At 46.0% G+C, this 25,538-nt stretch carries 17 protein-coding genes; all 17 read left to right on the top strand.

Annotated features, from left to right (window positions below):
* Positions 1-160: 160 nt before the first annotated feature.
* The 17 genes from murA (at position 161) to E0698_RS13710 (ending at position 25,374) form a co-directional block, all read left to right on the top strand.
* Positions 161-1,510, top strand: coding sequence for a UDP-N-acetylglucosamine 1-carboxyvinyltransferase (gene murA, locus E0698_RS13790; protein WP_134912166.1), 1,350 nt, complete (start codon positions 161-163; stop codon positions 1,508-1,510).
* Positions 1,511-1,744: 234 nt separating this feature from the next.
* Positions 1,745-3,175: a stage II sporulation protein D gene (spoIID, locus tag E0698_RS13785; protein ID WP_192511926.1), complete on the top strand. Its 1,431-nt coding sequence runs from the start codon at positions 1,745-1,747 to the stop codon at positions 3,173-3,175.
* A gap of 70 nt (positions 3,176-3,245) precedes the next feature.
* Complete coding sequence (locus E0698_RS13780; protein ID WP_192511925.1) at positions 3,246-3,986, top strand: M23 family metallopeptidase; 741 nt, start codon at positions 3,246-3,248, stop codon at positions 3,984-3,986.
* Positions 3,987-4,186: 200 nt separating this feature from the next.
* Entirely contained in the window at positions 4,187-4,474 is a 288-nt protein-coding gene (gene spoIIID / locus E0698_RS13775) for a sporulation transcriptional regulator SpoIIID (RefSeq protein ID WP_007432737.1), read from the top strand.
* Between the two features lie 172 nt (positions 4,475-4,646).
* Positions 4,647-5,645 (top strand): rod shape-determining protein, encoded by a 999-nt coding sequence (locus E0698_RS13770; RefSeq protein WP_044646231.1) that lies wholly within the window; start codon positions 4,647-4,649, stop codon positions 5,643-5,645.
* A 122-nt stretch (positions 5,646-5,767) separates the two neighbouring features.
* Positions 5,768-6,652, top strand: a complete 885-nt coding sequence (locus E0698_RS13765) for a flagellar hook-basal body protein (protein ID WP_134912169.1) — start codon at positions 5,768-5,770, stop codon at positions 6,650-6,652.
* Between the two features lie 13 nt (positions 6,653-6,665).
* Positions 6,666-7,493 carry a flagellar hook-basal body protein gene (locus E0698_RS13760; protein ID WP_134912170.1) on the top strand — a complete coding sequence of 276 codons (828 nt, stop codon included), beginning with the start codon at positions 6,666-6,668 and terminating at the stop codon, positions 7,491-7,493.
* Between the two features lie 10 nt (positions 7,494-7,503).
* Positions 7,504-7,716 (top strand): DNA-directed RNA polymerase subunit beta, encoded by a 213-nt coding sequence (locus E0698_RS13755; RefSeq protein ID WP_134912171.1) that lies wholly within the window; start codon positions 7,504-7,506, stop codon positions 7,714-7,716.
* Positions 7,717-8,615: 899 nt separating this feature from the next.
* A complete protein-coding gene (fabZ, locus tag E0698_RS13750) occupies positions 8,616-9,062 on the top strand; it encodes a 3-hydroxyacyl-ACP dehydratase FabZ (protein ID WP_013312312.1) in 447 nt (148 codons plus the stop codon).
* Between the two features lie 98 nt (positions 9,063-9,160).
* On the top strand, positions 9,161-10,879 hold the full coding sequence (locus tag E0698_RS13745) for a phospho-sugar mutase (RefSeq protein ID WP_192511924.1): 1,719 nt from the start codon (positions 9,161-9,163) through the stop codon (positions 10,877-10,879).
* A 259-nt stretch (positions 10,880-11,138) separates the two neighbouring features.
* Positions 11,139-13,154, top strand: coding sequence for a DUF5693 family protein (locus E0698_RS13740; RefSeq protein ID WP_192511923.1), 2,016 nt, complete (start codon positions 11,139-11,141; stop codon positions 13,152-13,154).
* Positions 13,130-14,266 (top strand): polysaccharide pyruvyl transferase CsaB, encoded by a 1,137-nt coding sequence (gene csaB, locus E0698_RS13735; protein ID WP_192511922.1) that lies wholly within the window; start codon positions 13,130-13,132, stop codon positions 14,264-14,266. The genes E0698_RS13740 and csaB overlap by 25 nt, the downstream gene beginning before the upstream one ends.
* Before the next feature lie 8 nt (positions 14,267-14,274).
* A complete protein-coding gene (locus tag E0698_RS13730) occupies positions 14,275-15,036 on the top strand; it encodes a WecB/TagA/CpsF family glycosyltransferase (RefSeq protein WP_134912175.1) in 762 nt (253 codons plus the stop codon).
* Positions 15,037-15,173: 137 nt separating this feature from the next.
* Positions 15,174-16,304, top strand: coding sequence for a glycosyltransferase family 4 protein (locus tag E0698_RS13725; protein ID WP_134912176.1), 1,131 nt, complete (start codon positions 15,174-15,176; stop codon positions 16,302-16,304).
* A gap of 193 nt (positions 16,305-16,497) precedes the next feature.
* Positions 16,498-20,517, top strand: coding sequence for an S-layer homology domain-containing protein (locus E0698_RS13720; protein WP_192511921.1), 4,020 nt, complete (start codon positions 16,498-16,500; stop codon positions 20,515-20,517).
* A 353-nt stretch (positions 20,518-20,870) separates the two neighbouring features.
* Positions 20,871-24,008: an efflux RND transporter permease subunit gene (locus E0698_RS13715; protein ID WP_192511983.1), complete on the top strand. Its 3,138-nt coding sequence runs from the start codon at positions 20,871-20,873 to the stop codon at positions 24,006-24,008.
* 19 nt (positions 24,009-24,027) lie between these two features.
* Entirely contained in the window at positions 24,028-25,374 is a 1,347-nt protein-coding gene (locus tag E0698_RS13710) for an efflux RND transporter periplasmic adaptor subunit (RefSeq protein WP_149095567.1), read from the top strand.
* Positions 25,375-25,538: the final 164 nt, after the last annotated feature.

The raw sequence follows: 25,538 nt of genomic DNA, 5'->3' as shown, positions 1-25,538 counted from the left end.
AAACGCTTGTATACTTGATTTAATCAGTGTTATGATGGCAGTTAGGGTATTAGTAAATTCTTGTTTTTTTATGTAATGAAAAAGCAAGGCATGAAAATAGCGGAAAATGTTCTTTTTTTCCATGATGGAAAAGGGAAATGACGCGCGGAGGGAACCATAGATGAGCAAATTTATCGTCCGCGGTGGCAACAGATTGACCGGGAGTGTCAAAGTCAGCGGAGCCAAAAACTCAGTTCTGCCGATCATCGCCGCTTCTCTTTTAGGAGAAGAAGGAGAAAGTGTTATCATTGATGCACCTCCTTTAGACGATGTGATGACCATTAACAAAGTGCTGGAGTCCTTAGGAGCAGGCGTTACATACCAAGACGAGGTCATTCGTGTTGACGCGCGGAAGATAATTTCCTGTGAAGCCCCTTACGAGTGGGTTAGGAAAATGCGCGCATCGTTTTTGGTTATGGGGCCGTTGCTTACACGTTTGGGACACACAAGAATTTCGCTTCCAGGCGGATGTGCAATTGGTACGCGACCGATTGATCAGCATTTGAAGGGTTTTGAGGCATTGGGCGCCGAGATTAGTCTGGGCCAAGGATTTATTGAAGCTAAAAGTAACGGACGTCTACGCGGAGCCAAAGTTTATTTGGATGTAGCCAGCGTAGGTGCGACCGAAAATATTATGATGGCCGCTACTCTAGCGGAGGGCATTACCACCATTGAAAATGCTGCCAAGGAACCTGAGATCGTTGATCTTGCGAATTTCCTGAACGGTATGGGTGCCAAGGTGCGCGGTGCAGGTACAGGCGTTATTCGCATTGAAGGTGTTGAAAAGCTGCACGGTGTGAAGCATACGGTCATTCCCGACCGGGTAGAAGCAGGTACTTACATGGTTGCTGCTGCGATCACAGGCGGGAACGTATATGTAGAAGGCGCGATATCGGACCATTTGGGACCGGTTATCTCCAAGATGGAAGAAATGGGTGTAACCATTCAACCGGATGAAAATGGAATTCGCGTAATTTCGGATAAACCGTTAAAGGCCGTTGACGTTAAAACGTTGCCTTATCCTGGTTTCCCTACGGATATGCAGTCTCAGATGATGGCACTTCAACTTGCCGCTGAAGGAACCAGTATTATCACGGAAACCGTATTTGAAAATCGTTTTATGCATGTGGATGAATTTCATCTGATGAATGCGGAGATTAAAGTTGAAGGCCGTTCCGCTATTGTAACCGGCAATGCTAAATTGACAGGTGCAAAAGTGACCTCAACAGATCTGCGTGCAGGTGCTGCCTTGATTCTGACTGGACTGATTGCGGAAGGTACAACGGAGGTTTCCGGCGTACATCATATCGACCGTGGTTATGTTCATCTGGCTGAGAAGCTGACCGGGTTAGGCGCGGATATTTACAGAGTAACGGTTGAAGAGCCCAAGCTGGGTGCTTCCAGTGCTGAGCGCGTCATACCAGAACCGGCATCAGGGAATCTGTTCAAGATTCAGCCTTCCCTGGCCTAAGCTTTAGCGTATATAGCCTCATGCGGCTAATACATGTTGTAATATTTACGAACAAGTGAGAAACCAAGTCCATTATGGACTTGGTTTTTTATGTTTTCAGCCTGTCTTTTTCATTCTTTCAGTTCTCTTAAAAGGGTTCTATCAAAGTGGATGACCTCATATGATTGAAAATATCTGCTGGAGCATATCGTTGCTTCCAGCCGGACTCTAGCCCTTTGATGGAGGTTTCAGCTTATGAAAGATTCACAGGTTCGTATTCGTATACCCATTCATCATGCCAAGGAACATCGCCGGGTTTCACCTGTGGGAGACAGCCGCGGCTCTATAGCTGTTGCACAGGCAGGGCGTCCTGTGCAACAGCAGACCGTTCCGCCGGGCGCGTCAGCTCCTGACAGAGTGACCCTCACCGCCCGACGTGCGGCGGCGGTCACTCCCGCGCAGCGCCCTATCCCGGCGTCGTCGCTCGTCCCCGGGGCAGCCACGACCCGCGACGCACGCGGCAGCCAGCCGTCCGTGCCGCTGCCGTATCTGCGGCCTGCCACCGGGCATGTACCGCGCTGGGGCAGCCACCGCCCGTGGCTGCCCGCCGCGGCTATGGCGGGCCTGCTTGCGCTAGCGCTGGTGGTGCCCGCACTAATGGCGTGGCCACGCCACACGGCGCAGCCGTTGCCGCCTGGCAACCGCACGGCTACGCCAGCGGTTGCGAAGGGCGAGGCGCCTGTTACACGCCTGCCGGGCGTCCCACCCATGCCTGCGGTGCCCGCCGCGCCAGCGCGCAGCGTACCAGCGGCGGCAGAGCCGGACGTGCGGGTATACGTCACGTCCACTGGTCGCACGGAGACGCTGCCGCTGGAGCAATACATTGTCGGCGTAGTAGCCGCCGAAATGCCGCCCAGCTTTGAGGGCGAGGCGTTGAAGGCGCAGGCCATTGCCGCGCGTACCTTCATTGCCCGCCGTTTGCTGGCTGATGACACCAGCGGCGCTCCGGCGGGGGCGGATGTGACCGATACGGTTAAGCACCAAGCCTACATTTCCAAAGCCAAACTTAATAGAGAGTGGGGGCATGCTGGCAAATCCGCAGAACTGGCCAAAATCCGGCAGGCTGTACGCGACACCAAGGATACGATCATGGTATATGAGGGCAAGCCGATTACCGCTTCCTTTTTTTCTACCAGTAACGGTTATACTGAAAATTCAGAGGATGTATGGGCCAAGGCTGTGCCTTATTTACGGAGTGTGTCAAGTCCATGGGACAAGCAGCTTGCGCCTGGTTATGCAGAAACCGTCACACTGAGCCGTCAGACTGTGTTTAATAGATTGGGTTTGAGCCGTACGGCGATGGCCGCTTCTGCCGGAGGAGGGAGTATACCGGAAATTCGGATACTTTCCAAGACAAAGGGACATCGGATCAAGCAGATCGAAGTAGGAGGCACTATTTTTACAGGGCCGGAAATCCGAAATAAGTTGGGATTGCGTTCTGCTGAATTTACGTGGAAGGCGGAAGGGGATCGGATCGCCATTACAACCTACGGATACGGACATGGTGTCGGTATGAGCCAATGGGGAGCTAACGGAATGGCCAAGGAAGGACATACCGCCACTCAAATTCTCCTTCACTATTATACGGGCGTTTCCTTTGCCCAAGCCTCTCGTATTCTAAGTTAGTAAATTTTTCAAAACTTTGAAGTATAAAAGAGTTGCACCCGGTAACACTGGTTACTGAGGTGATGAGCAAATGAGTGAACAAAATAAAAACCAGAACCAAAATCATGAAGAAACACCCAAAACCTTTCAGGGTGGAAGGGCTTCACGGCCGTCTTCGTGGAAAAAGCTGTTGTCCAAAAGGTGGGCATACCCGGCAGCCTACATTGCCGCAGCAGCCATTATACTAACTTTAGTGTGGGTCTATCAGGATGCCAGCCAGAAGTCTTTCAAACCTGACCCAACTAATTCATCGGTACAGAATACAACAATGATCAATACCGATGTTACCGGACAACAGCCTGAAAGTATGGAAGTCGTTGCCCAGTCGGAAAATCTCGCATGGCCGGTAGCAGATGCTGCCGCAGTACAGGTCGTAAAGCCATTCTTTGACGAAAACGCGACTGCTGACGAACAGGCGGCTGCGATGGTAGAGTACGATAAAACCTTTACCGCCAACACCGGGATTGATCTTTCCCGCGCCGATGATCAAACGTTCGAAGTGAGAGCTGCCCTCAGTGGTAAAGTGACTCGTGTGGAACAACACCCGCTGGTAGGCAATGTGGTGGAAATTACACATGATAATAATCTCAGAACCGTGTACCAAAGCTTGAACGATCTGAAAGTAAAAGAAGGCGATCAAGTAAAACAGAACGATGTCATCGCTTCGGCGGGTCGTAATGAACTTGAAAAGGATTTGAAAACACATCTGCATTTTGAAGTGTATCAGGATGCCAAGCCAGTGAATCCAACCGGTCTGCTTCCTAAAAAATAAATTAGCCATAGCTTTTCATGTAAAGCGGGGGATCATCATCCCTCGCTTTTTTCTTGTGCTTTTGTAGTTCATGGGGTCAACATCAGTTGCTTTTGCCAAATAAATAGGCCTTCCGAAGCATGTCTTCCCGCCAAACCGCGAATATATAGGCACACTCCTCATATAATGTACCAAACTATCCACAGTAGGGAGGCGGGAGCGTGCACGATTACATCAAGGAACGGACCATCAAAATCGGTCGCTGTATCGTGGAAACAAGGAATACGGTCCGTACGATTGCCAAGGAATTTGGTGTCTCCAAGAGCACGGTGCATAAAGATCTGACCGAACGGCTGCCTGAAATCAACCCGGACCTTGCAGATCAGGTGAAGCACATTCTCGAATACCATAAATCCATCCGCCATCTGAGGGGAGGGGAAGCGACGAAAATCAAGTACAAAAAAACGAGCGGCAAAAGAAGGGAGATCCTCGTTTCAGGCAAGTCCTAAAAATATATAGTGAATTGGCTGGCAAAGCCATTGAATCAACCCCCTGAAGTATGATATGTTAAAAGATGGTACAAGATCGAAAAATGACATGTAACCGTAGGTTTATACATATATTTGCCGCTTCTTGTCGAATCTCAGCTTTTTAAAATATCACTTTGGGGGCCTTTTTAATATGTTCAGTAATGATATCGGTATCGACCTCGGTACGGCCAACGTGCTTATCCACGTCAAAGGGAAGGGGGTTGTTCTTGACGAACCTTCCGTTGTTGCAATAGAAAGCGATACAAAAAGAGTTCTGGCTGTCGGAGAGGAAGCGCGCCGTATGGTTGGACGTACTCCCGGTAATATCATAGCTATCCGTCCACTACGCGACGGTGTCATCGCCGATTTTGAAGTGACCGAAGCGATGCTAAAATATTTTATCAATCGGGTAGGAGGAAAAAGCTGGTATAGCCACCCTCGTATTCTGATTTGTGCGCCGACGAACATTACCTCAGTGGAACAAAAAGCGATTCGTGAAGCGGCGGAGCGTAGCGGGGCCAAAGAAGTATTTTTGGAGGAAGAGCCAAAAGCAGCTGCCATCGGGGCAGGAATGGATATTTTTGAGCCTAGTGGCAATATGGTTGTGGATATTGGTGGTGGAACAACAGACGTTGCGGTCCTCTCTATGGGGGATGTAGTAACGGCTTCTTCCATTAAAATGGCAGGAGACAAGTTTGATTCCGCCATCATGAAATATGTGAAAACAAAGTACAAGCTTTTGATCGGGGAACGTACGGCGGAAGATATTAAAATCGCCATCGGTACCGTGCATCCGAGCGGACGACAGGCAGAAATGGACATCCGGGGGCGGGATATGGTATCCGGATTGCCTAAAACGTTAAGTATTTCTGCGGCTGAAGTGCAGGATGCGCTCAGAGATCCTGTATCAGCGATTGTGGCTGCGGCCAAGTTTGTATTGGAGCAGACTCCACCGGAACTGTCAGCAGACATCATTGATCGTGGTGTTATTTTGACTGGCGGCGGCGCGTTGCTAAGCGGTTTGGACGAGCTGCTTGCCGAGGAACTGCGTGTTCCGGTACTGGTTGCTGAAGATCCGATGCATTGTGTCGTCAAGGGCACAGGAATTATGCTGGATAATTTGGATCATGTCGTTAAGAAAAAGTTCTAATCTGCCGATAGTGATTATAAGAGACTCGTGTACGGTCAGGCAGGCTATCTAGGTTTTGGCTTCCATGCCTCCGTACGAGCAGATGTTTGACCAGGAGAGTACAGAATTGGGGTGCACGATACATGTTGAGAGGTTTATATACTGCGGCCGCCGGAATGACAACGCAACAACGACGCCATGACACCGTGACGCAAAATATTGCCAATATGAACACACCGGGATACAAGCAGGAAAATAGTGTTCAGCGTTCTTTTCCCGAAATGCTTATTTCGATGACCGGGGGCAATCCGAATAACCCGGACCGTACGGTCGGCAAGCTCAATACTGGCGTTTTTGCTGAGGAAAGCCTCTCCCCTTACATTCAGGGGGCATTGAAGGATAGCGGACAAGCTACGGATTTCGCAATACAGTCCAATATTAACGTGAACGACCCGGCAACCGGTCAGCCTATGGCTTTTGATCGGGCGGGGAAATTCATCAATGCTAACGGTGAAGTCACCTATCGTCCGGAAGCGTTTTTTACGGTTCAAGACAGCAACGGTAATGTACGCTATACACGTGATGGGCATTTTCAGGTAAATGGAACGGGTGCGTTGCTCTCGTCGACTGGTTCAGCAGTGCTGGATACGAATGGCAAGCCGATTCAATTGACGGGTGCTGTTTCAGCGCTTAAAGTAAATGAGCGGGGCGAATTGGTGGACAAAGCCTCTAATCAGACGTTGGGAACGACGCTTGGAATCAGTGTCATTGACCGTCCATACCAGCTCGTCCGTGAAGGTAACGGGAATTTCCGTCTGAATGATACGGACGGTGCTACGGCCAGAACGATGACTGCGAATGATGTGGTATCTGTTCGTCAAGGCTATCTGGAAGTATCCAATGTGGACGCTTCGCAGTCGATGGTGGATATGATGGCTGCGTTAAGAGCGTATGAAGCGAATCAGAAGATCATTCAATTTTATGATAAAAGCTTGGACAAGGCCGTTAATGAAGTAGGCCGTGTATAACAGGGGGTAAGTGATGAACAACTCCATGATCGGCGCAATGGTGTCTATGGCCAGTGTGCAGCAGCGCTTGGATTTGATTGCCGATAATATCGCCAATGTCAATACGGTTGGTTATAAGAGTAAACAGGGTTCTTTTGAAGATGTGCTGGCCAATGTGCAGCAGCAGCCTTCAACGTATCTCCAAAATGGACGGGCTATGCCGCTTGGCTATAATTTGGGCTACGGTGTGAAAGTAGCCTCGGCTATGAAAAATATGGAGCAGGGACCGCTTAAAGAGACGGGCCTTCCTACCGATCTTGCGATCCAGGGCAATGCCATGTTCGAAGTTCAGGGAAATGGACAGAAGGCTTGGACGCGTGACGGCAGCTTTCAGTTTGTTCCAGATCCGAATGACGGCAAAACGATGTTGCTGACAACTTCTGAAGGCTATCAAGTGCTGGATAACAATGATGTTCCTGTAACTGCTCCGTCTGGCTCCAAGGTAGCGATTAACCCGGACGGTGAATTGCTTATTCGCCCAGACGGAACGGGAAATCCAATAGTTGGTCAACGGATCAAGCTGATGGATGTGCAACGTCCAGAAGGATTGGAACAGCGGGACGATAACCTGTTCGTGTTAGCATATGGTGTGACAGAAGCGAATGTATTTGGTGCAGCAGGTGTAGCGGGCGCTGTTCCAGCTGACGTATCTGTACGTTCCGGTTATCTGGAAGAGTCCAATGTAGATTTAGCGGGTGAAATGACGGACATGATGCAAGTTCAGCGAATGTATCAATTGGCGGCACGGGCGCTGACTTCTAGCGACACGATGATGAACCTGGCCAACAATCTGAGGGCATAGGGATTTGGTGATGAAAGAAGAACAACCCAATTCCCGTCCGGTGCCTGAAAAGGCGAAGTCTCGCTGGCGTACTGCCCGTTATTTCGTAATCCCGTTGCTGCTCCTATTCTCGCTGTTGGGTGGTTTGATTGCAGGATATGTGATCGTAGGCAAGCAAGGGCTGGCAGGCGTGTTTGAATGGAAAACCTGGCAGCACGTCATTGATCTTATTTTTGCGCCTTAGTTTACTTTAAATGAGTGGGAGGCGGGAGAAGACCGCTCCGCGTGCAGATTGTTCTTCCGATTGCTGTTATCCCCAGATTCCTTTTGATTTTAAAACATTCGAGGTTTGAATCCGGGGATAAAGGCAAACGCTGCGCTTCTTCAGAACAATTCTGCCCGCTCCGCTGCTACCCGCCATTAGGGCCACTTTTATTAAAATAAACCACCCGCAATTTGTGTGGGTAGTAATAAAACAACAAAACCCTGTGCCAGTGGCGCAGGGTTTTGTTGTGCCTTTAACGGCAGGAGCCTCCAGCGTAGCGCGTATGGATTGCAGCCAATGAAGGCCGTCGCAGAGGCCTTCGGTGTTGTTCCGCCCTTCACGCCAAGCGAGCATTATTGAAGCAGGCTTTCTTTTTGAGCCAAAAGTAACTTGGCGGAGAGGTTTATTTGAATCTGGAGAAGCGGCAGCGTTCGCCTTTGCCCCTGAATTTTAACCTTATCGGGTTTTATATAATGAAAAAATTAAGGGACAACAGCGATTGGAAGATCAAATAAATCGCGCAGCCCGTCCCCCTTGACTCAAATTGAAGCTCCGCTTCACCCCATAATAGGAGCACCCAATATGGTACTTCCGCGTAATTTTCTTTTTACACCTGATAACTGTATAATGATGGGGAAGTTTAAACACTGCGGGGTAAAACCAAGCACGGGCAAAAGGGCTTCTTCGCGCCTCAGGTTGCATAACCGGCGGAAAAAGCCCCTTATCTCAACCTCCACTTCTGCAGTAGGTGAAGGATATCTAACATTGTTGCCGTTATGAGCTGTTTTTATGCAGCGCAAGCGGGGTAATATTATGCTTGCAGTAACTCATGACTGATACAGAGTCAAACTTGCAAGCGGGAGGAGTTATTAAGGTAAATGGACAAATTACAATTGGATGTTAATCAAATTCAGGAGATTATCCCACATCGAGCGCCATTTTTATTGGTGGATCGTATTATTGAGCTGGAGGAAGGGAAAAGAGCAGTAGGCATTAAAAATGTAACGATGAATGAGCCTCATTTCATTGGACATTTTCCGGGGTATCCCGTTATGCCTGGTGTGTTGATCACCGAAGCACTGGCTCAAGTTGGGGCTGTCGCATTACTGCACCTAGAGAGCAATCGTGGCAAAATCGGGTTCTTGGCAGGGTTGGATGGTTTCCGTTTCCGTGGACAGGTGGTTCCTGGGGATACGCTGACGCTTGAAGTGGAAATCACTCGTTCCAAAGGCGCATTTGGCAAAGGGAAAGCTACGGCTAAAGTAGGCGATACGGTAGTAGCTGAGGGCGAAATTATGTTTGCTTTATCTGACCCTCCCCAATAAATAAAGCTCTGCCGACATAAGCACGGCGTCTGAATCGAGTGCATGTGTACATAGAAATCCTGTTTTGACAACCCAAAAATGGAGAGGGGAAATTCCGTATGACGCGGTTGAGTAAAAAAGCATTAGAAGGCATTGAGAGCTGGCTGCAAGACCCTTATATTGATGAAGAAACCAAACAGGAGTTGCGCGCGTTGGAAGGCAACGAGCAGGAACTGGAAGATCGCTTTTACAAAGAGCTGGAATTTGGTACAGGCGGTCTGCGTGGAGTGATCGGGGCAGGAAGTAATCGGATGAACCGTTACGTCATTGGACGTGCGACTCAAGGGCTGGCTCGCTATATTTTAGAACAGCATGCTGGTAAAGAAGGCAAACCTTCGGTTGTCATTGCACATGATTCTCGTCATTTTTCACCAGAGTTTGCTCTGGATGCAGCTTTGGTGCTGGCGGGCAATGGTGTCGTGGCTAAGTTGTTCCCTTCCTTGCGTCCAACGCCACAGCTTTCGTTTAGTGTACGTCATTTGGGAGCCAGTGGAGGGATTGTTGTGACAGCGAGTCACAATCCTCCTGAGTATAATGGATACAAGGTATACAACGATGAAGGGGGTCAGCTTGTTCCAGATCAGGCTGAACAGGTAATTGGTTATATCCGTGAGGTTCCTTCTTTTGCCGACATTCGCAGTCTGACACGTGAAGAAGCAGAGGCACAGGGATTGTTGGTTTGGCTTGGAGAAGAGGAAGATGAAGCGTTTGCAGATACGGTAGCCAGTGTGAGTGTAAACCGTGAGCTGATTGCAGCCGGTCCAGGCAAAAACTTCAAGGTTGTGTTTACACCTCTTCATGGCTCAGGCAATGTACCGGTTCGTCGCGTGTTGGAGAAAATCGGTTTTGAGCAGGTACATATTGTGCCTGAGCAAGAACAGCCGGATGCTGAATTTTCTACTGTCAAATCACCCAACCCGGAAGAACGCGATGCCTTCAAGCTGGCGATTGCACTGGGTGAAAAGATTGGTGCGGACCTGTTGATCGGTACAGACCCCGATGCGGATCGCATGGGAGCAGTTGTGAAAAACCGTGACAGCGAGTATGTAGTATTGTCCGGTAATCAGTCTGGCTCGATCATGGTCTACTACTTATTGAACCAGCTAAAAGAAACGGGTAAGCTCCCAAATAACGGAGCTGTAATTAAAACCATCGTAACGAGTGAAATGGGCGCAGTGATTGCTGAGCATTTTGGAGCAACGGTATTCAACACGCTTACGGGCTTCAAGTACATTGGTGAGAAAATGAATCAGTTCGACCAAACGGGTGATTATACCTACCTGTTTGGCTATGAGGAGAGCTACGGCTATTTGGCAGGCAATTATGCCCGTGACAAGGATGCGGTCTTGGCGGCTATGCTGATCGCTGAAGCGGCTGCTTATTACAGCACACAAGGTAAGACGCTCTATGATGTTTTACAAGAGCTGTACGAGCAGTTTGGCTACTTCCTTGAGAAGCTGGAGTCTCGTACCCTTAAGGGTAAGGATGGAGTGGCACAAATTCAGGGCAAAATGACCGATTGGCGTAGCAACGCGCCTCAAGAGATTGCAGGCGTGAAGGTAGATAAGGTACTGGACTACTCACAAGGTCTGGACGGACTTCCACAGGAAAATGTACTCAAATTCTTACTGGAGGACGGTTCGTGGTTTTGCCTGCGTCCTTCGGGCACAGAGCCCAAAATCAAAGTATATTTTGCGGTACGCGGTTCCTCGCTGTCAGACGCGGAGCAAAGAATCAGCCACCTGGTCGATGCTGTTATGGCTCGCGTAGACGCTTGAGAAAAATCCCTTTATAATAGAATAGGTTAAGGTAATTGGATAAGATATAGTAATCGGTGACCTCTCACGGCAAAGGGCAGTACGCCGTGGAGGTCATTTCTGTATTGCAGAATAACCTGGAAGAGGCTTTGGGAAAATAGGCTTATTCCGGCAACGGAGGATTTTGCAAAATTCAATGAGTGACCTACCAAAGGGCTGAGTACGACAAGGTGGGCAGCATTGAATTTTGCAAAATCCCGAATATTAAGGAGGTTCTTTGGTGTATCAGAAATGGCAGTATTGGAATACGGCTTCTCGAAAATGGTTATGGATTTTGGTGGCTGTCGGCTTGCTGGCTTCCATTCCAGTCATCGCCGATCGTGTGAAGACAGAATCCTCGAGTAAAAAAGTAGAGATTGTATTCGATTATCGGGATTTGACGGAGGCAGCCTCGTATCAGGCTCACCCGCAGGACTATCTGAATGAGCAACTTGACCGCTTACAGCAAGCGGGTGTGAACAGCATGGCGATGTATGAAAGTACGTTGGATGATTTCCGTAAAGCGGGTCGAGTCGTAACCTATACGACTCAAAACGTTGCCGATATGGAAAAACGGCTTTCACCTGCAAATGAGAATTTTACGTATATTGTTTTCGCTGACAAAGAAAATGCCAACGCATTAAAGCCGTTGATTTTACGTACGTTTACAAGTCTGGACATCAATGTAAAACCTTGGACTTATCAGGGGCAGGAAGGGTTAGTTGTGGAAACATCTCCAGAGGATGCGTATCTCAAGCCCATGCAGCCTGACCCGATTGCGATGAAGCAGCTTCGGAGCAAAGGATTTTTTATTGTTCCACGGATGAGTGATAGTCTTCCTTACAACCAGGAGTTGACGGAAGAGATGCTTGCTTCCTTTCAGCAGAATGGTGTAAAACGCATTTTGTTTGAAGGTGATTCAGTCAAAGGCTTCACCGATAACGAGAAAGAGCATAGCTTAGCGGCATTTGCTAAATTGTTGAACAAATACGATATTGGCCTAGCTGCTATCGAAAACTTAAAAAAACCGCAAGCAGGCTTCAATAAGCTCGCTTACGATATCCACTATAACGTTGTGCGTTTATACTCATTGAGCGATAAAGATTCAACGCTTGATGTGGAAACGTTGGCCGATCGTTTTGCACTGGCCACCAAGGACCGTAATATTCGCATGTTGTATCTGAATACCGCGCCTAGCCGTAGTATTGCTGAAGCCAAGGTGAAGGATTCGGTAGATAACCTGATCCACAGCTTGGACAAGCCGGGTAACGCTGTACAACGGATGGAGAAAAAAGGGTTTGAACTCGGACAGGCTGAACCGTTCCAAGTCGTCGATTCTTCCATTCAGCGCTATCTGAAAATGATCGTCGTACTGGGTGCACTGGCATTCTTCTCCATTATGGTGTCCTATTTCGTCCCGGCATTGACTTTGCTGGCATTTGCACTCGGTTTAGTAGGTTCAGCAGGACTTTATGTTCTGAACTCCAGCTTGATGGAGCAAGGCTTGGCCCTACTCGCGGCGATTAGCGGACCTACGGTTGCAATGATCATCACCGTGCGTACGATTAGAATTAAACGTGAACAGGGGTCTGAACTTTCTGCAGGTCAGCGTTTGATTCAAACGCTTATACTGTACGTACAGACAGCGATTTTGTCGCTGGCTGCGGTGCCTTTTGTTATTGCTCTGTTGAACAGTATTGCTTACAGCCTTGTGCTGAACCAATTTAGAGGTGTAAGCTTGCTTCACATTTTGCCGATTTTTTTGGCGGCGATATATATTTTCTTTTATCGTGGCGTTTCTATACGAGAGGAAATTTCCAAGCTGCTACGTACGCCGATTACCGTACTGTGGGTTATCGCACTGGCTGTTATCGCAGCCGCAGGTTATTACTATTTGACTCGAACCGGAAATGCGGGTACGGTGTCGAACACGGAGCTGGTTTTCCGGAACTTCCTTGAAAATGTGTTTGGTGTACGTCCGCGCAATAAGGAATTCTTGATGGCACATCCACTATTTATTGCTGGTGCGTTCCTGGCGTTGAAATATCGCAAAGCGATCTATTTGCTGATTATCGCTGCTATTGGTCAGGCCTCTATGGTCGATACCTTTGCTCATATTCATTCTCCAGCGGCACTGTCGCTTAGTCGCGGGCTGTTAGGATTGGGCTTGGGTCTGGTGCTGGGAATCATCGCAATTGTCGTGTGGCAAGTGCTGGAAGGGTGTTGGAAGAAATGGTCACCACAGCTCAAACGATAATCATCTCGGGTTATTACGGCTTTCGCAATAGTGGAGATGAGGCGGTGCTCAAGTCTATTTTGACAGCATTAGAGGAGGAAAGCCGTCAGACGGGGATTACGGTTAAACCTGTTGTACTGTCTTCGGACCCCGTTTGGACACAGAAGATGTACGGAGTAGAAGCTGTACCGCGTATGAGTCTGGGAGAAGTTCAGAGAGCGATTAAAAACAGTGACGGGTTAATCAGCGGTGGCGGAAGTTTGCTTCAGGATGCAACCAGTCCCAAAAGCATTCCTTATTACCTAGCGATTCTCAAACTGGCCCAATGGGCCGGAAAGCCGACGTTTGTGTATGCTCAAGGTATCGGTCCGGTGCAACGGAAGATATTTTATCCTATGATTCGGTCGGTGTTTCAGCGCTGCGAATATGTATCTGTAAGAGATGAACAGTCTGCGGCGCTACTGGGCACCATGAAATTAAAACGTCCTGTTGTTGAGGTCGTTCCCGATCCAGTAATGGGGCTTCCATTGCCCTCCAATTCCGAAGGTTTGCAAGGAGCGGCTGTCGAAGGAGAAGATGAACTTCCAATCGTTGGTGTGTCCGTACGTTACTGGGACAAGGAACGTCGTGAATTAACGGCGATTGCGGATGGTTTGAAGAAATTAGCTGCTGGGCGCCGTGTACATTTGCGCTTTTTTCCTTTCCATCTGCCAGACGACGAGCAGGCTTCAAGGATGGTCATGGATTTGTTAGGGGATATTAGGGAAACGGGCAGCCGTGTTAGTATATGTGAGCAGGTTACCGATCCTCAGCAGATGTTGCTGGAAGTCAGTCGTTGTAGTTTGATGATCGGGATGAGATTGCACAGTCTGATTTATGCAGCATCCCATCAGGTGCCCCCGTTGGGGATATCCTATGATCCGAAAATTGACCATTTCCTCGGCCGCGTCGGTAGCCAGCCTGTAGGCACCACAGAAGCGCTGAATGGTCAAAAGCTGGCTGATGAGGCTATACGATTGCTGGATCAGCGGAGCCAATGGATCGAGAGCCAGGGAGCGGCAATTGCTTTGTTGAAGAGCGAGGCCCGTTTGCCGGCACAGCATATCATTAATTACTTGTGTCGCAAAGGATGATGGATACAGTGACAGTCGATAAGGTTACGAATGTGCCTACCGTCCCGATTTTCGGTGTTCCGGTATCAAGGCTTAATATGGAAGATACATTAAATGTATTGATCCAGGCGATAGAGTCTCGCCGTCCGCATCAGGTGATTACTGCTAATCCGATTATGGTTATGGCTGCATTGGATAATCCAGTGTACATGTCCGTGATGAAGCAGGCGGAGCTCGTCGTCCCGGATGGGACCGGCGTGGTCTGGGCCGCAAATTATGTAGGGCATCCAGTACCTGAACGAGTGGCGGGTTTTGACTTGTTACATGAATTACTTGGAGCTGGAGAAAACTATCATTGGAAAGTTTATTTGCTCGGATCGACATCCGAGGTGATTCAAGCGACTGCACAACGGGTACATGAGCTTTATCCTGGAATTACGGTTTGCGGCAAGCGTGACGGATTTTTTGGACCGGAAGAGGATGAAGCAGTGATTGCAGCTATTCGTGAAGCAAATCCCGATTTGCTGTTTGTAGCACGTGGAGCAGACACGCAGGAGCCCTGGATTGGTAAATATAAAGAACAATTGGGTGTTCCCGTAATGATGGGGGTGGGCGGTAGCTTCGATGTTATATCCGGTAAAGCCAAACGTGCGCCTAAATTGTTCCAGAAGCTCAGAGCTGAGTGGTTGTATAGGCTATTGAAAGAGCCAAGTCGGTACAAAAGAATGCTTGCGTTGCCGAAATTCGCCGTGAAAGTGATGCGTGAAAAAGAAAACGTCACAAAAGTGTGATAAATAGCTTGAATCTGCCTTCAAAACCCGCTAATTTGCCAGAATATGAAGCTTGGTATTTATTTTCGATCAGAGTATAATTCAATGCGGTTACATCTGAAAAGGGATTGCTTTAAAATTGGGGGTCGAATGATCAAATGCTATTGATCTATATTATTGGTTTCATCATGGCACTGGGACTTGCGTTGTTATTGACACCGCTTGTCAAAAAATTTGCTGTGAAGGTTGGAGCCGTCGATGTGCCGAATGCCCGAAAGGTACATACCCGAATTATGCCGCGTCTTGGCGGTCTGGGGATTTTCCTGGCATTTCTTTTGTCCTTATTGGCGATTTTACCTTTTGTGCCTGAAGGATTGCTGTCCTCAAGGGATATTAACTTTATCGCAGCCTTTCTAATTGGCGGAACGTTGATTACATTGATTGGTGCCCTCGATGATCGTTTTGATCTTAATGCAAAATTGAAATTTTTGGCTCAAATTGCCGTTGCGTGTATGGTTGTATTTGCTTTTGATATTCGTGTTGATTTTGTGAACGTGCCTTTTCAGGATGCATACTCTTCTTTGGAAAGCTGGATCTCCATCCCGCTTACAATTTTCTGGATTGTAGGTGTAACGAATGCCATCAATTTGATTGACGGTCTGGATGGACTGGCTGCTGGTGTTTCAGGAATTGCAATCGGAACGATTTTTGTAATGTCTCTTCTGATGGGCAACTATATGGTTGCTATGCTTTGCCTGGTGCTGCTGGGTAGCATTATCGGATTTCTGTTTTTTAACTTTCATCCTGCAAAAATATTTATGGGTGATACAGGATCTCTATTTTTGGGCTTCTGCCTGGCGATGCTGTCGATGCTTGGATTCAAACAGATCGCTATTGTATCGTTTATTACGCCATTGATCATTATCGGCGTACCTTTGTCAGATACATTCTTTGCAATCATTCGTCGCAAGTTGCAGAAAAAACCGATTTTCTCACCAGACAAAGGTCATTTACATCACTGTCTGCGTGAATTGGGCTTTAGCCACAGACAGACCGTATTGATTATTTACGCTATTGCTGCATTTTTCGGTGTATTAGCCGTGATTCAATCATATGCTGCGCTTAATGAAGCGAACTGGGTTATCTTTGTCGTGATATGTATAATGATGTTCTTCTTACAGATCGGCGCCGAGGTTATTGGTCTTGTCGGCAAAACCAAACGTCCGGTGATTAACACCCTGATTCGGTTGCTGGCTAAGCCAGATTCCCAGACTCGGTCGAAATTATAATTTTTTATTTTAAAAGTAAGTCTTCAAGCTTGGCGGTATACCGCGGGTTTGAGGGCTTTTTTGTTCTTCGTTATGAAAAAAACTCCCTCCTTTTTTGCGTATTTACTAATTTTTTGTATGTTCGCTACCGATAAAAAAAGTATTGAATGATTACGTGCCCCAAGGTGCGACAGAATCAAAGGAGGACAATGATTTGAAACGATTGCTATCCATGTTGCTGACGGTTGGTCTCATCATTGGCTTGGTGCCGGCGGCCCTGGTAGGTACGGCTCATGCTGCGACGGGAACTTATTTTATTTTTCCAAATGAGAAATACGACGCGGATTCAGCCAGAGTGGTGAACACCGACCGAGTTACAGTTAATGGTACGATTAATGGAGTGAACGGAAGCACCATTTCCTATAGTGTATTCCAGCTCTCTAAAAATGGAACGACCTACACCGAGGTTAATAAAAATGAGAGCCAAAAGGGCGGAATTACGGTCACCGGCTCCACGCTTAAAATTACAGACATTAAACTCTTTCCTGGTTTGAACCGAATTACGTTCCAAAGCAGCCAAAATTCGGCTGATATGAAGGATTCTATTTATATTGAGTATCAGGACGGACCCAAGCTCTATGATTTGTCTGCAACGTTAAATGGCGAAACAGAGCAATTGATTGAGAACCAAACAACTGTTTTGACTGATGCAAAGAATAGTGGTACGGATGACGTCAAAGTAGTTATTCAAGGTACAGCGCCCAACGCTGACAATGTAACGCTGACGTCTGCAAAAAGTAGTAACACATATACTGTTAATAGCTACACAGGCTATAAATTAACAGGTAGTGTCGTACTCAGCCCTGGTAAAAACGTAGTGACTATCAAAGTAGGTAATGGCACTCAGGCCCTTACGGTTACACGCGAAATTACAATTTATACAGGAAAACCTGAATTTTCTGATTTGAATTTGAATAAGGATGGCAATGTGTCTACGGATCTGACCACTTCACCAGACTTTACGGTGGCAGACACCAGCGGAATTGTTTTAAAAGGTAAAGTGTTAGTCCCAGGGGGAGCTTCCGATCCGAAGGTGGCTACCATTAATGCACGGTTTATTGATGTAAGCAACAACGGTAGCGCTGTTGGTAGTACCAGCGGTGTAGATGCTACGATTGATACGGCTAATGTGACAACTTCAAATGGCTATAGAGTGTATCCATTTCAGGTGAATGTACCTACTGATGCTGTCATTGATCATGTAACTGGAGCGTTTCTGGGGTTAACTTTTGATGATAGTAGTACACCTCCAGCGGCATATCCTGTGCAATTTACATTGCGCAGCAGCACACAACCTTATATTGATGATGTTAATTACCTTTCCGATTTTAATGTTCAATTGTTGAACAGAATCAATGGGTCTGGATCAGATCAAACGACAGCTATAGCAGAAGCCCAAAAGTTGTCCGGTAATTCTATGAAAAATAAAACCACAGATGCGCCGTCTGTTCCTGTAGGTTTGGAATTTATCGTGGTTAACGGGGCTCCAACTTCGATTAGTGAGCTTTCCGGCGTAACTGTACACACGGTAGGTTCACCTCAAGATGTGGTTAGGACGATTAATGGTAAGTCAACACAGGTGAAGAAAATTGTTGCTTACATTGACTCCCTGCCTAAAGAGGGCGCAAACGTACTGAATTTTTACCTGAATGGAGACTCGACCAAATTGATCAAAGCGACAGTGAATCTGTTGCAGGGTCCGTTCATGAAATACGATACAATTTATGACGGACAACAAATTCCGTTGAATACATCTAGCGCAAACTTGAATACCTATAAATTGACCCAATTGGGCTACTTTAAAGGTAAATTGCTCGACGTAAGTAATGCATCAGATATTCATTACACAGGCAGTAACCGAAATGTATTCCTGTATGTAAATAATGTATTGGTTGATCTGAATGGCACAGGAGTGGACTTTAAACTCGCTTCATCCTCCGAGGATGCGGCAGCTAATGCACTGGCGAATGGGAATAATGAAATCAAGTTTGTATACAAACCGGGTATTGAGTACGCCAATACAGTAAAAGTAAACTTTACACAAACGAATATACCGGTAATTCCTGTTGCAAACACGCAAGGTATTATTCCGTTTACTCCAGTTAGCGGACTAAGCAGTGCGCCGAAATACAGCGAAATTGCACCAAAATCCAAAGATGCTAATTTCAAAAAAGTGGATGACACGAATTACACTACATCCCTGAAAAACATCAATGTTTTTGGTACCTTTAGCATTGCTGATTTGGGAACTGCAAACCAGGTACCGAGTGCGTTAAGCGATATCACCAATAAAGACCAATATATTCTGGAGATTAAAGGATCTGACGGCAGTGAGGTCAACTGGACTCTGAATAATCAGTTCTACTCAGCCGAAGATGCCAAGACAGTGTACAATTCCGGTTCTACTACGGATAAATTCAACAGCAAAGATTTAAAGGATCTGCTGGTTTATTATCATCCAGATAAGAAGTATTTCAGCTTTGTACTGAAAAACCAAACGATTCCACAAGATGGAACAGCAGTAGCCTACAATATTACCTTGTATAACAGTGGTAAAAGCGGACCATTTGCAACGTTCCGATTGCAAGTATCCGGCCAATCCACATCTTTTGATATTTTGCGTCCACTCCCAGAAAAGAGAATCGTGAATCAAAACTTTGTGCAAGTTGTAGTGAACGCAGGTAATGCAGATAGTGTTATGGTAGGTAAGGAAACAGCGGTTCAAGAGGGATTTGACTCTGACTATGATGGCACCATTGATTATCCTTTAACATACAAAGCCATCGTTACAGGGCTGAAACCTAATAAAGACAATAAAATTGATGTAGTGGTTACGGTAGGTAAGGACAAACAAAAACAAACCATTACCGTAAAATATGTGCCTACTAATATTCCTGGCGAGCAGTTTATGGAAGCCATGAAGACATCACACAAAGTGTTTGATGGTAATCTTACACTTGCTTTTGCCAAGGGGACGAGCCTGATTCGTCGAGATTATGATCAGCCTCAGCAATTCAAAAACCAGGTCTTCTCCGGACACACTTTGTATTTTGCGATAGCGAACAGCGAAGATGGTGTCGTGGACCGACATGAGTTTGAAACTGAAAAGGCATTATCGGACATGCAGAGCTTGATCGCAGATGGAAGTAAATATTTTAATAGAGATTTTCCAGATCGTTATACCAAATCAAGTCCTGTATTCTGGATTGACCCAGGTGTAGCAGATGATATCAAAACAGATGCGTATGATCCTGTAACTTACGGTGCTGATCCATACCAACTGGCCAATAAGTCACAAAACGACAGTAGCAAGATCAAAAACTTCTACTGGCGTGACCCAGCCAATGAACTGGTACCTTCCAAGCGTGCTACATTAACGCTGACGTATGATAGCAGTATCGCTCAGGATGCAGGGAAACAAATGACGGTGTTCTATTTTGATTCTGATCTCAAAGACTGGCAGAACATTGGCGGTGTTGTAGATCCGAAGAAACATACCATTAAAGTACCGTTTGATCGTTTCGGCTACTATGTAGTTGCCAAGGTTGGAGAAACGTATAGTGATGTTATTAAACACAAATACGCGAGAGACTATATCGAGGCCATTTTGGCTAAGGGTGTCATGAATCCGATTGATCCAATTAACAGCTTTGGACCTGACAGCTACATTAAAAGAGGCGAATTTACTACGATGATGGTCAAAGGCTTGCAAATTCCACTTAACTACAGTGGTGCGAAGCATTTTGACGATGTGTCAGTTTCAAATGCAATGTCAGCAGATGCCCTTTATGATTATCGCTATATCGAAACGGCTGCACGCGCCGGTATTGTAAAAGGTTCGCAACCGAGAATCTTTATGCCGGAAGATGTCATCACACGTCAAGATGCTGCGGTCATCATTGCCAAAGCATTGAATTTGAAGCTGGAAACAGATCATGACAAGATCATGAAGAATCTGTCTAAAACCTTTAAAGATGCGGACAAAATTGATTACTATGCGCAAGCATCTGTGTTGGCTATTGCCAAGAAGGGCTTTATCACAGGTTCACCTGTTGATGCCAGCGATCCCAAAAAAGGATATATGTTTAATCCTACATCCCTGACCTTGCGTGGTGATGCAGCCATTATTGTAGCTAAAGTTATGGCTGATAAAAAGCTACTTCCTAAGATCTAGGTCCTTAAAAAACTCAATTTATCGAACATCCCTCCATGTGAAATGGAAATTCCCTTTCATATACATGAGAGGGATGTTTTTTAGAAATCAGCTATTTGACTGGGATTAAGGGCCTATGCCATAATATCAATGAGCAGAAAATTACAGGTGAGGATCACGCCGTTTTTTGTTCTGTAATCCTAATGAGCACCCGTAATTAACTGCTTTTTTTTTAAGTGTTTATCTCAAAATGTGTTTATTATTTTTTTATATGTTTTTTTTGCGCATTTATCTGAAACTTTACGCCTATTTCATCGTAGTAGAGGATTAGTGTGCTTAAATATTACATAGAGAAATGAGTGGGGAGTGATGAGATGTCTCAGTTTTCGATACGCCGTCCTGTAACAGTATTTATGTTAATTATTGCTTTGTTAATCGGGGGCGGTATTTTTGCGTTAAGGCTTCCTGTCGAGCAGATGCCGGATATGAAGCTGCCTATCGCTGTGGTAGCGACCAGTATTCCGAACTCGACACCGACAGAAGTTGAGGAATTGGTGACCAAACCTATTGAAAAGAGTCTGGCTTCTATTGAGAATGTGGATACGATCCAGTCCGAATCTTCAGAAGGAACATCTATGGTCATAATTCAATTTAATTGGGGAGTAGATATAAATCAGGCAACCCTCGACATGCGAGATAAAATTGATGGGGTTCGAGGCTCTCTTCCAAAGGCCGCAAATTCACCGCGCGTACTTAAATTGGATCTCAACGCAACGCCGGTTATTACGCTCTCTCTTACAGGGGACCAGGATATTAACAAGCTGAAGCCTATTGCGGAAGATATCATTGAGCCGCGTCTTGAAAGAATTTCGGGAGTAGCTTCAGTCAGCATGTCAGGTGGGCAAGAACGGCTTGTGAAGATTACCGTAGATCAGGCCAAGCTTCAAAGCTATGGCATTACGCTGGATCAAATCAGCCAAGCGCTATCGTCTAATAACGTAGCTGGTTCTGCTGGTTCGGTGTACCGAGGTAATACAGAAATCCAACTTCGGGTTCAAGGTGAATACAAAGCTGTTTCAGAAATGGGTGAAACGCCAATTCCAGTAGGGAAGGGAAGCGTTAAGCTAAAGGACATTGCGACAGTTGAAGATTCCTTGGATGAAGTTACAACCATTTCTACCTATAATGGAAAGCCAAGTATCAATATTTCTGTTACTAAAGCTACAGGGGGGAATACCCTTTCAATCGCCAATTCTGTGAAGGATAGTTTAGATTCAATACGGAAGGAATTACCTCCGGGAACTCAACTGGAGATGGTAACAGATGCTTCCAAACCCATTAGCGACTCCGTACACTCATTAATAGAGCATGCTATATTGGGGCTTATTATCGCAGCCATAGTATTGCTGTTATTTTTGAATAGTATACGTTCTACTATTATTGCTTCTATCGTTATTCCAATTTCTTTCGTAGCAACGTTTATGATGATGTATTTCACCGGACAAACTATTAATGTTATTTCACTGAGCGGTTTGCTTCTGGGGTTAGGATCCTTTGTCGACTTTGCCGTTGTTATTATTGAGAATATATTTAGGCAGCGACATGAAGGGAAAAGCATGCTACAAGGGGCTATTGATGGCTCCAAGCAGGTGGGTAATGCCGTTATGGCATCTGCACTTGCGCAGATCGTAGTATTTTTACCAGTTGTTTTTGTTGACGGAATTGCGGGAGTTCTATTTAAACCGTTGGCGTTAACTGTTATTTTTTCTCACATTGCAGCTTTGGTGGTTTCTCTTCTGATTGTTCCAATGCTCGGCTCACGTTGGTTACCTACCATACCGGATGAATCAATATACTCTTCAGGTACTTATAAAGGTATAAACCCTATTGTGTGGTTTAATATTGGCTTCGAGAAGTTTAAGGGTGGCTATCGACGTATACTGAAGTGGGGAATTAATCATAGAAAATCTGTGTTAATTATTACTTTATTAATGTTCGTGGCAGCTGGGGCTCTAGTTCCTTTCGTTAAGGCTGAATTTATCCCAGCATCCGATACTGGGGAATTCACAGTTAATGTGAAACTTCCTAATGGTACGGTCTTGGAAGAAACGGAAAAGGTTGTTCAAGATATAGAAAAAGAAATTTTGAAAATTCCTGATCTGGATAAAATGACAGTGACTGTTGGTTCTGGTGGCAATTCTGCCTTTTCTGGTGCAGCTCCAACCAACTCGGCAGATCTAAGCGTAACGCTGAAGGATGGGCATCAGGCAACAGATGTTGTAGTTGATGGCCTTCGTAAGAAATTTGATAGTATTCCGGATGCAGAGATTACAATGGCGTCTACAACAGGCCTTTCAAGCGGTGCGGCTGTTAACATTAATTTAAAAGGTGACGATATTGACGTACTGAGAGAACTTTCAGACAATCTCGTTGCTGACGTGAAAAGGATACCGGGTACCGTTAATGTCAAAAGTAGCTTGAGTGCGGTTCGCGAAGAATATGAGATTACAGTTAATCGGGAGCTTGCTAGTCGATATGGCTTATCAGCAACCCAAATCTTGTCTGCAGTGAATACTTCTTTTAATGGATCAGTCGCCACAAGCTATCGTACAGGTGAAGATCAGATTGATGTGAAGATATCGTTGCCAGAGCAGAATCGCCACGATTTGTCATATCTACAAGCCTTACGGATTACCACTTCACAAGGTATTGATGTACCTTTGTCTTCAGTAGTAAGTATTGATAAACGGACTGTACCAGATACTGTTACTCGTGAAGACCAAACGCGTCAAGTGCAGATTACTGCTGATATTGATGGGACGGGGGACATTCTTACCATTAATCAAAAAATAGATGCTCTTTTGAAGAGTACTCACTTCCCAGAAGGCTATAGTGCAGATACGGGTGGCGGACAAAATGAACAAATGATGGAGTCTTTTATGAACTTGGCGGTAGCTATTCTGCTATCTGTCGTGCTGATTTATATGGTTATGGCAGGACAGTTCGAATCGTTGCTTACACCGTTTGTTATTATGTTTTCGGTTCCACCTACGGTAATTGGTGTGCTTATCGGTTTAGCTGTAACCGGGGCGAGTCTCAGCGTTTCAGCTTTGACGGGTTATATCATGCTCGTCGGTTTGGTCGTCAACAATGCCATTGTTATGATTGACTTTATAATTCAGCTCCGAAAAGAAGGCCAAGATCGGGATGAAGCTATTATTCATGGAGCGGCTGAGCGGTTGCGTCCAATTTTAATGACCACGCTGGCTACTGTACTTGCTTTGCTTCCAATGGCATTCGCAACAGGAAGTGGCAATGAAACACAAGCACCTATGGCAGTTGTCGTTGTGTTCGGATTGTCCTTCGCTGCTGTTATTACATTGATTCTTATTCCGGTAGTCTACGTCATGATGGATAATATGATACAAAAACGTAAGAATCGGAAAGTGAAAAGACAAGCGAAGAGAGAATTGAAAAAAGAAGCGAAACTACAAAAAAGCGTTCATATATAAGGTGAGGTGGAGAAACATAATGAATAAAAAAAGTGCTCTGATTGCTACAACTTTGCTTTTATCAGTTGCATTAGCGGGTTGCGGTGGGGGGGAGGCCCCTGCCGCACCAACTACGGCGCAGCAAGCCACTCCGGTCCAGGTGGCAAAAGTGACCAAAGGTAGTATTAACGATTCAACAGGTATTATTGGAAGCTTTGCTCCCAAGGAGACGGCTCAGGTGTCTCCGAAAATTAGTGGTAAGATTCAAAGTATTAATCTTACAGTGGGGCAAAAAGTAAGCAAAGGCGACACACTATTTACTATAGATCAAAAGGATTTACAGGACGCGATTAAGCAATCTCAGGAATCGTACCAGGTTGCCTTGGCCAATTTAAAGCAGGCTGAGTCTGGCGCAGCGCAATCAGTGCAGCAGGCAGAATCCAGCGTGGATCAAGCCAAAAGTGCGCTTGTCCAGCAAGACAACACCATCACCCAAGCTCAGACCAGTCTGGTCGATGCTCAGAGTTCCGTGCGTGATGCTCAAAATACGCTCAATCGCAACCAACAGTTGTTTAGTGCGGGCGCTCTATCTCAATCCGAGTTAGAGCAGTCTCAAATAGCGCATAGAAGGGCTTTAACTGCGGTGGAGAATGCACAGATCACACTTCACAATGCACAAACGTCCAAGGAAAGTGCCCAAACAACATATAGTAATGCTCAAAAATCATTACGTCTTGCACAACAGAAAACGGGCATTGACGTAGCTCGTGCTTCTGTCAATCAAGCTAAGTCCAGTTTAGACACGGCACGTAGTCAACTGGTGGATGCTGTAGTCAAAGCTCCAATTTCCGGCACGATATCGGTAGTAACAGGAACCCAGGGGCAAATGGTTAGTGCACAATCCGCGGTTGCTACAATAGCGAATACCAATCCTATTATTACTAAAGTCAACGTTTCTGAATCTGAGCTTCTTAAGTTGCAGGTGGGTTCATCTGTGACTGTAGGTGTGGACTCCTTAGATAAGCGAATTGAGGCCAGAGTATCGGCCGTCAATCCAGTAATGGATAATGATCTCAAGGCCTATCCTGTCGAGATTTCGGTTCCTAATGGTTCAGGTGAATTAAAATCAGGGATGGTTGTGACTGTATACATGAAATCAGAAGCTCCTAAAAACATTTTGGTATCGCAGGATGCCATTACGGAGCAGGCAGGGAAAAAGTATGCTTATGTAGTGGAAGGAACTGTGGCTAAGCGGGTAGAAGTGCAGACAGGCCAGGAAAGTGCCAAACAGGTTGAGGTAACCAAGGGGCTTGCTGAAGGACAAAATGTTGTCGTTAAGGGAGTTAGTCTGCTTACGGATGGCGCGAAGATTAATGTAGTGAAGTAATTTGTCTCGGCTATATTTACAGTAAATCACTTGTTACTCCGTCATTCCTACTACTTAAAGTGTATTAGAGTATTAGATTTCAAGGGAATCTATAGTCTTTATGTACTTTATATATTCTATGGGTAATTCTTAACGAATATACTCCATTAAAGACTGGCTTAAAT

It is taken from the genome of Paenibacillus sp. 23TSA30-6 (assembly GCF_014858585.1).
Taxonomy (GTDB): Bacteria; Bacillota; Bacilli; order Paenibacillales; family Paenibacillaceae; genus Paenibacillus.
Note: the sequence above shows the minus strand (reverse complement) of the source record. Positions and strands in the feature narration are given on the sequence as shown.